Origin of the sequence: Bacillus solitudinis, from assembly GCF_002797395.1 — a bacterium.
Classification (GTDB): Bacteria; Bacillota; Bacilli; order Bacillales; family Bacillaceae_D; genus Halalkalibacter_A; species Halalkalibacter_A solitudinis.
Window position 1 is genome coordinate 1638701 of record NZ_KZ454943.1, and the last position, 7347, is coordinate 1646047.

Consider the following 7347-nt stretch of genomic DNA (forward strand, 5'->3'; position numbering starts at 1 on the left):
ATAGCAGACTCACTTTTTAATGCTATTAATAACTTTTAAATAACTTTACGAAAGGATGATTGAATCATGGCTATTATGAAGGCTGTAGGTTTACATCGTTATCTTTCAATTGATAATTCAGAAAGCTTGTTGGATTTACAAATCGAAAAACCGAGGGCTTCGGGTCGGGATCTACTCGTTAGCGTAAAAGCTGTTGGAGTTAACCCAGTTGATTATAAGGTCCGCTCACCTAAAGAAAAACTGGAGGAAACCCCTAAAATTTTAGGATGGGACGTGGCAGGGATTGTAGAAGAAACTGGTCCAGGTTGCAAGTTGTTTAAACCAGGCGATGAGGTCTATTATGCTGGCGACTACACTCGACAAGGGGGGAATAGTGAATTCCATCTTGTTGACGAAAGGATTGTAGGTAAAAAACCAAAATCCTTAAGCTTTGGAGAAGCTGCTGCTCTACCATTAACAACGATTACTGCTTACGAGGCACTATTTGATCGTTTGAATATTAGTCTTAACCCAAACGAAAAGAATAATAAGACGATTCTTATTATTGGCGCAGCAGGCGGTGTCGGATCTATAGCTATTCAATTAGCTAAATGGGCAGGGCTAAAAGTGATTGGTACCGCCTCCAGACCTGAGTCTATTGCTTGGTCAAAAAAGCTGGGAGCTGATCATACCATAAATCACTTTGAAGAGTTCGTACCGCAATTAAAGCAGTTGGGACTTGAAGCCGTTCATTACATTCTTTGTCTAAACACCACAGATAAACATTGGGTAAACATAACAGATGCTATTGCCCCTCAGGGAAAAATTTGCTCAATAGTCGAAACAAATGAACCTCTCAATCTATCACTGCTAATGTACAAAAGTGCAACGTTTGTTTGGGAGGTAATGTTTACAAGATCCATGTTCCAAACGGAAGATATGATTGAACAACACAAGCTCTTGAATAAAGTAGCCGGTTTAGTTGATAGTAATATAATAAAAACTACCTTAACGGAACATCTCTCACCTATTAATGCAGAGAATTTACGAAAAGCTCATAGATTGCTAGAGACAGGCAAATCTATAGGGAAAACTGTCGTTGAACGTTTTTAATGTAATCAAGCTTAGGGGCAATAATTGGCTGCTACGAGTATACATGCAGCCATTTTTGTTTACTTCTTATGAAAATTTAAAACCTTAAACATGCATAACCCCGTTACTTATGTTCATGGACTGGATTGGTACCTGGTCACAACGAAAGTGCAGGGAAACGAAAAGCCTCCAAAGCCAAGAAAGGTAATAAATATTAAAATCGGCTCTAACAGAATGTGCTCACTCTATTCGTGGTTCAAAAAACTATCTCGGTGCTCTTTATCGGCGAACTTCATCTCGAAAAGGTAGAATGCGAGCAGCTATCGTTGTCGCACATGCCATCCGTCGATTGCAGGGCCATGGTTATACCTTCACAGTAACTGTTCACGAAGCTTCTTAATCCCTTCCTTTTTTATAAAAAACAATATTTTTAATGAAAATGTTAAAATTCCTTTAATTTCTAAAGGAAAAGACGAACGATAAATGTTTACAGATGAGATAAGTTCGTTTATAATCATCTTTGGATTTAAATAAATCATTTAACAACATTCGTATATTCTTAGAATCATGGTCTAAGAGTTTCTACTAGGATCCGAAGAATCCTAACTACGAATGGGTGGAATTACTCTACCCATTTATAGTTAGGATTTTTTTGTTAGTTTAAGATTATATGCCGAATGTTCACATTGCCCTCAGTATTAAAATTCTTCTTTTAGGAGTGTATATCATGGAAAATGTATTTGATTATGAAGATATTCAGTTAATTCCTGCTAAATGTGTGGTTAACAGCCGTTCTGAGTGTGAGACCACTGTGACACTAGGAGGTCGTCAATTCAAACTTCCTGTTGTGCCAGCTAATATGCAAACAATCATTGATGAAAAAATTGCCCTTTATCTTGCTGAAAATAATTATTTTTATATTATGCATCGTTTTGATCCGGAAAAACGGCTGTCATTTGTAGAGGAAATGCAGGCAAAAGGTCTCTATGCTTCTATTAGTGTTGGAGTGAAAGAAGAAGAATATCAATTTATTGAAGATCTTGCAAAGGCAGAGCTTACTCCTGAATTCATAACGATCGACATTGCACATGGTCATTCAAATGCTGTCATTAATATGATTCACCATATAAAAAAATACCTACCCGAGAGCTTTGTCATTGCTGGTAATGTTGGTACTCCTGAAGCTGTGAGAGAACTTGAAAATGCCGGTGCTGATGCGACAAAAGTAGGGATTGGCCCTGGTAAAGTATGTATCACCAAAATCAAAACAGGATTCGGAACTGGGGGCTGGCAGTTGGCAGCACTTCGTTGGTGTGCAAAAGCAGCAAGCAAACCGATTATTGCTGATGGTGGAATACGAACTCACGGGGATGTAGTCAAATCAGTCCGTTTCGGTGCAACGATTGTCATGATTGGCTCCCTTTTTGCCGGACATGAAGAATCACCAGGAGAAACCATTGAAAAAGATGGAAAGTTTTATAAAGAATATTTTGGCTCTGCTTCTGAATACCAAAAAGGTGAAAAGAAGAACGTCGAAGGTAAGAAAATGTACGTTGAGCACAAAGGGCCCTTACAGGATACGCTAACTGAAATGGAACAAGATCTTCAATCTTCTATTTCGTATGCTGGTGGGAAAACTTTAGATGCCATTCGTCACGTAGATTATGTTATTGTAAAAAACTCTATTTTCAATGGCGATAAATATTAAAGAGAATTAGAGGAACAAGCAAGACAGCATACTTAATCCGTGGTGATTAGATATGCTGTTTTTTGTTATAAATTCTTGAGGACATCGGTCTATAACACAGTATTTTTATTAAATAAAACTCCCTCTAGTGAAAAAGCGACTGCTCAATTGAACTGCACCCTTTTGTTCTTTAAGGAAATGCTTTGAAGAAAAAAGAGGTGATTGGTATGAATATCACTATTGATCGCAAATATTGTTCAAACCCTAAGTATATTTAATCAATAACTCTTTGAATCTTGTTTAAACACTGTGTAAGTAATTCTAATACCTGGTTAGTTTGTTCGGTCATTTTTGGTGGTAATTTCCTGAGAATTTATCTTTGTACATCTGTGGCAAATACCTAAGCTTATATTCAATCGTTTCAAGACTTTTTTGAGTTTCTTTTATTTGATGTTGAACGTTCTTTTTATGTTGAATAAGTATGTGAAGACTTTTTTCCATGACGGCATCGTCATTCTTGCAGCATTCAATAAAAGTACGAATATCTTTAATTTGCATGCCTGTGTTTTTCAAACAACAAATTAAATCGATCCACTCTATGTCCTGGTCATGAAAAACTCTGTTTCCGAATTTTGTACGTTCTACAAAGGGTAGAAGTCCCTCTTTATCATAATACCTTATAGTGTGCATAGACAGATTCGCCTTTTTAGCAACTTGAGAAATTGTATAGCTCAAGATGGTTTCCCCCCATAATCCTTAAAATGAGTTAAAGCTTACTCTAACTATAAATTTTTGTCAATTAGTATTATTGGATATTGACCTAGAGTTAACTCTATAGTGTATCTTTTAAATAGTAATTAAAAAGGGAGGGTTTTTATACAGGCCCGGGTGCAAATGGATCATGTGAAGAATTTTTTGCTGAAGTTGTTCAGATGAAAGCAAGTGTTGTATTAGTTTTTTATAAAAGGATAGGTGATGATAAGTGAAATATAGACGTGTAGGAAAGAGTGGAATAAAAGTAAGTGAGCTTGGTCTTGGTAGTTGGCTTACATATGGGACAGCATCAGAACAAGAAGCAGCTGATGCATGTATCCGAAAAGCTTTTGAGTGCGGAATTAATTTTTTTGATACAGCAAATGCCTATAACAGAGGCGCTGGTGAAGAAGCAATAGGTTCCGCACTTAAGCCTTATAGTAGATCAAGTTATGTCCTCTCAACAAAAGTTTTCTTTCCAATGGGAGAGGGTCCAAATGACCGGGGGTTATCAAGAAAACATATTATGGAACAATGTGAAGCTAGCTTAAAGCGTCTTGGTGTGAACTATATCGATATCTACTTTTGTCATCGTTACGATGAGCAAACACCGACTGATGAGACACTTCGGGCTCTTGACGACCTAATTACACAAGGGAAAGTTCTATATGCCGGTGTTAGTGAATGGAGTGCTGCACAAATTACTGAGGCTACCGGTATTAGTAAAAGATTGAATCTTCACCCACTCATTTCTAATCAACCCATTTATAATATGTTTGAGCGTTATATTGAAGACGAAGTACTAAAAGTTAGTGAAGAAGAAGGGATTGGGCAAATTGTATTCTCACCTCTTGCACAAGGGATCTTAACAGGAAAATACAAACCTGGTGTCCAACTTCCGAAAAATAGCCGAGCAGCAAATGATAACGTCAATGGTGTCATTAATAGCTATCTCAAAGAAAATGTATTGGAATGTGTACAGAAATTAGATGGTGTAGCACAGCAACTTGGCATTTCGTTAGCACGGCTTTCATTAGCTTGGATACTTCGTAACCCCGGAGTCAGCTCTGCATTAATCGGGGCAAGTAGACCTGAACAGATTGAAGAAAACGTAAAGGCTGTTCAAGTAGAACTACACACTGATGTAATTGAGGAGATCGAGCAAATATTAAAGAAGGTGAAAGATTTTGCTCCCTTAAGGTAAAAAACCTCCATTGCAATTGAAAAAGGATCTAAATTTTAGCAAGACCTACATTAAAAAAAACCTTAAAAAATAAAGGAGAATACATATTATATATGTCTGATATGTATTCTCCTTTTCCCGTGAAAGCACTCCTTTACTTTAAGTGTATCTTTTCACAATGTAAGATTTATCTATATGTCTTAACTTAGAGAGTTAATTAAGGGCTATACTTATTACTTCCTGGAAGTCTTTTGATTTCTTCCCAGGCTTCAATCGCTTCTTTCCGACTTTTCTCTTGATTTTTCGGGTCTTCAAAAAAATCACGAATGAAATGATTGTATTCAAATTGAGGAGCGATGTTTTTCTTATATGTAGGGTCTTTTTTTCGTTCTTCTTCCTTATTCCAAGCAACTACAACATCACTATATGTTTTTCCAATGTTATTTTTAAAGTAGTTTTGGATATAAGTGGAGAAATGAAACTTAGGGAGGACTGTCTTAAAAAATGCTCTTACATCTTGACTACAACAAGTGGTTTTCCGTAATGACTGTTTCAAGACTTAATACTGATTTATTTTCTATCTTTTTGTTTATTCTTGTTTTTCTAATTGGCTTTTTAATTTCTCCTGTAAGGAGATAAGTTTTAATCCTATCAGAAAATTCTATTTTTGAACCAGATGCACTTATTCCATTTCCCCTACAAAATGTTTGCAATTCTTCCTTCAACCAATAATAATCATTGAAATCTTTAATACTAATTTCTTTTGTTAGGTTCGGTCTCACATCATACACCTCCTTTTATTCTCAATTAATTATAGAACATACATTCCCCTTTTGTCTATTTCATTTTCCATATAAAACCAATAAATCAATTGCACATCCTGCACCTTTATTTTTACATTAATTTCCTTTATATTAACAAAGAAAAAAGCACTCTTTTTAAAGGAATGCTCCAGTTAGCATCAACAATGCTATATCAAATTTATTATAGGTTCTTTAAAAGATAGTATTAGTTAAACATGAATATGTTGACAGTTTTGCAATAAATCATTGTAAATTAACTAAGAAAATAATTAATGAACCATGATACAACTTGAATAGCCCCATATAGAAAATAAGCTATGTATGTAATTGTTCCTGCGATTCTTAATAATGAATTATCAGCTTTTTCTATTCTGGAGTACGCTATTAAAACAAGGGCTATTCCCCCAAAAAAGGAAAGAGCCAGTTAATAAAAATAAAATAGCAATTAGAATAGAAAATAAAAAGTATACTACACGATGACGGTAATTGTTAAGGTTATTTGTTAATAATTCAATATGTTAACTCCTTTGAATCATCTCAGCCTAATCTTAACACCGACACATAAAGTCACTCTCTTGTTTCACTACCCTGCACCTATAGTTGAATAAAGAAATCCTATCTCAAATTGTTTATTACTTCTGTCAAACAATTTTTGGTATCCGATAGTCTTCTAATATTTTTATCCAATATTGCATCCTCATTATAGAATTCCGCAAACGATTGTTCTTCGTATCTTGGAACAACGTGCATGTGGTAATGAGTTAGCTCATTGAAGATACCACCATTTTGTGTAACAGTTATCCCGTCAGGTTTGTACAACTGCTTTAACGCTTTTGAAATTAGTATACAAGCACTCATAATAGCATTTGCAGTTTCATTATCAAGTTCATCAACATCTACAAAATGATGCTTTGGTAAAATTAATGTATGTCCCTCATTAAAAGGATCGTGGTCTAATAAACATGTAACATAATTATCTTCGTACACAATATTTGTTGGTAGCTTCTTATTTGCTAAGCTACACCCTAAACATTCTAATTTTCGTTCCACAGCTTTCCTTCTCCCTTAATATATTCTATTTGCATAAACCTGCTTCGTTAGCACAAGAAGGAGCCGTCTCAACGACAACTTCAGTTATTCCACTCAAGCACCCGGTAGTTGAAAATTACTTTCGTATTATCTCTTCATTTATATACTCGAATGAATTGGTCATCCTCCCTATCGTTTCTGAATTATAAGCCTCTATTTTGTAATCGCAAAATTGTGTATCAATAACTTCTATTAGTAATAATAAGTTTTGTTCATTTAATGTTATTGTATCTAGATTAAACCAGTATTGTTTTAATGCGACCCTCAATCTATAGGAGTTATTACTCAATCGAAGAACATTTTCAGCAGACTGAGTAGTAAATATTAAACGTTGAAGTCTTTCTTGTAGCTGACCGTTTTCAGTTTCACTTTCTAAGTGTGAATCAATTGCCATTTTTAATCCATGACTATCAGCTAATACCGCATTTAGTTTATATGATATAACTTCATCAATTATAGTCTGCTTGTGGTTATTACTATAAAGTAAGTATCCATTGAAAATTATCGAAAAAACTAGAATTGAAAGTAATATTTTCTGTTTCATTTTCACTCCCCCGTTTGCTGAATAACATATCATTTTTTCACGGAAGGTTTACCTTTTCCTTTATATTGTCAATAATAGCGGTGACGCTAACATTTTCAGTATCTATGTACTCTCCAAAGTTATTTTCTTTATAGGCTTCTAAGCATTTCTCAGTTTGTTGGAAACACCAATTCCCTTCTTTTTCTCCACGTTTCCTTAACCTTTCGTAAATAGTTTC

General features: G+C 35.0%; 7 protein-coding genes, 2 pseudogenes and 1 riboswitch. Of the genes and pseudogenes, 4 read left to right on the forward strand and 5 right to left on the reverse strand.

The window, feature by feature from the left end; genetic code table 11:
* The first annotated feature begins 66 nt into the window (after nt 1-66).
* From CEF19_RS07835 to guaC, 3 genes are all read left to right on the forward strand, one after another.
* Nucleotides 67-1092, forward strand: coding sequence for a zinc-binding alcohol dehydrogenase family protein (locus tag CEF19_RS07835; protein ID WP_100405586.1), 1026 nt, complete (start codon nt 67-69; stop codon nt 1090-1092).
* A 125-nt stretch (nt 1093-1217) separates the two neighbouring features.
* Nucleotides 1218-1289, forward strand: coding sequence for a hypothetical protein (locus CEF19_RS24215; protein ID WP_406565382.1), 72 nt, complete (start codon nt 1218-1220; stop codon nt 1287-1289).
* A 311-nt stretch (nt 1290-1600) separates the two neighbouring features.
* A riboswitch (purine riboswitch) is annotated at nt 1601-1700 on the forward strand.
* 98 nt (nt 1701-1798) lie between these two features.
* On the forward strand, nt 1799-2779 hold the full coding sequence (guaC, locus tag CEF19_RS07845; RefSeq protein WP_100405587.1) for a GMP reductase: 981 nt from the start codon (nt 1799-1801) through the stop codon (nt 2777-2779).
* 324 nt (nt 2780-3103) lie between these two features.
* Here the strand turns inward: guaC and CEF19_RS07850 are convergent, their stop codons facing one another.
* Nucleotides 3104-3493: a MerR family transcriptional regulator gene (locus tag CEF19_RS07850; protein WP_100405588.1), complete on the reverse strand. Its 390-nt coding sequence runs from the start codon at nt 3491-3493 to the stop codon at nt 3104-3106.
* A gap of 247 nt (nt 3494-3740) precedes the next feature.
* Here CEF19_RS07850 and CEF19_RS07855 point away from each other — a divergent pair, with 247 nt between their 5' ends.
* A complete protein-coding gene (locus tag CEF19_RS07855) occupies nt 3741-4715 on the forward strand; it encodes an aldo/keto reductase family protein (protein ID WP_100405589.1) in 975 nt (324 codons plus the stop codon).
* A gap of 196 nt (nt 4716-4911) precedes the next feature.
* Here the strand turns inward: CEF19_RS07855 and CEF19_RS07860 are convergent.
* The 4 genes and pseudogenes from CEF19_RS07860 to CEF19_RS23710 form a co-directional block, all read right to left on the reverse strand.
* Nucleotides 4912-5476: pseudogene (locus CEF19_RS07860) on the reverse strand (DUF6434 domain-containing protein).
* A gap of 636 nt (nt 5477-6112) precedes the next feature.
* Nucleotides 6113-6547, reverse strand: coding sequence for an HIT family protein (locus CEF19_RS07865; protein WP_100405590.1), 435 nt, complete (start codon nt 6545-6547; stop codon nt 6113-6115).
* 115 nt (nt 6548-6662) lie between these two features.
* Complete coding sequence (locus CEF19_RS07870; protein ID WP_100405591.1) at nt 6663-7130, reverse strand: hypothetical protein; 468 nt, start codon at nt 7128-7130, stop codon at nt 6663-6665.
* Between the two features lie 37 nt (nt 7131-7167).
* Nucleotides 7168-7347 (reverse strand): annotated as a pseudogene (locus tag CEF19_RS23710) (AAA family ATPase); the annotation flags it as partial.

Coding starts and splice junctions, on each gene's coding strand:
- CEF19_RS07870 (WP_100405591.1), bottom strand. CDS start 7,130: ATGAAACAGAAAATATTACTTTCAATTCTAGTTTTTTCGATAATTTTC.
- CEF19_RS07835 (WP_100405586.1), top strand. CDS start 67: ATGGCTATTATGAAGGCTGTAGGTTTACATCGTTATCTTTCAATTGAT.
- guaC (WP_100405587.1), top strand. CDS start 1,799: ATGGAAAATGTATTTGATTATGAAGATATTCAGTTAATTCCTGCTAAA.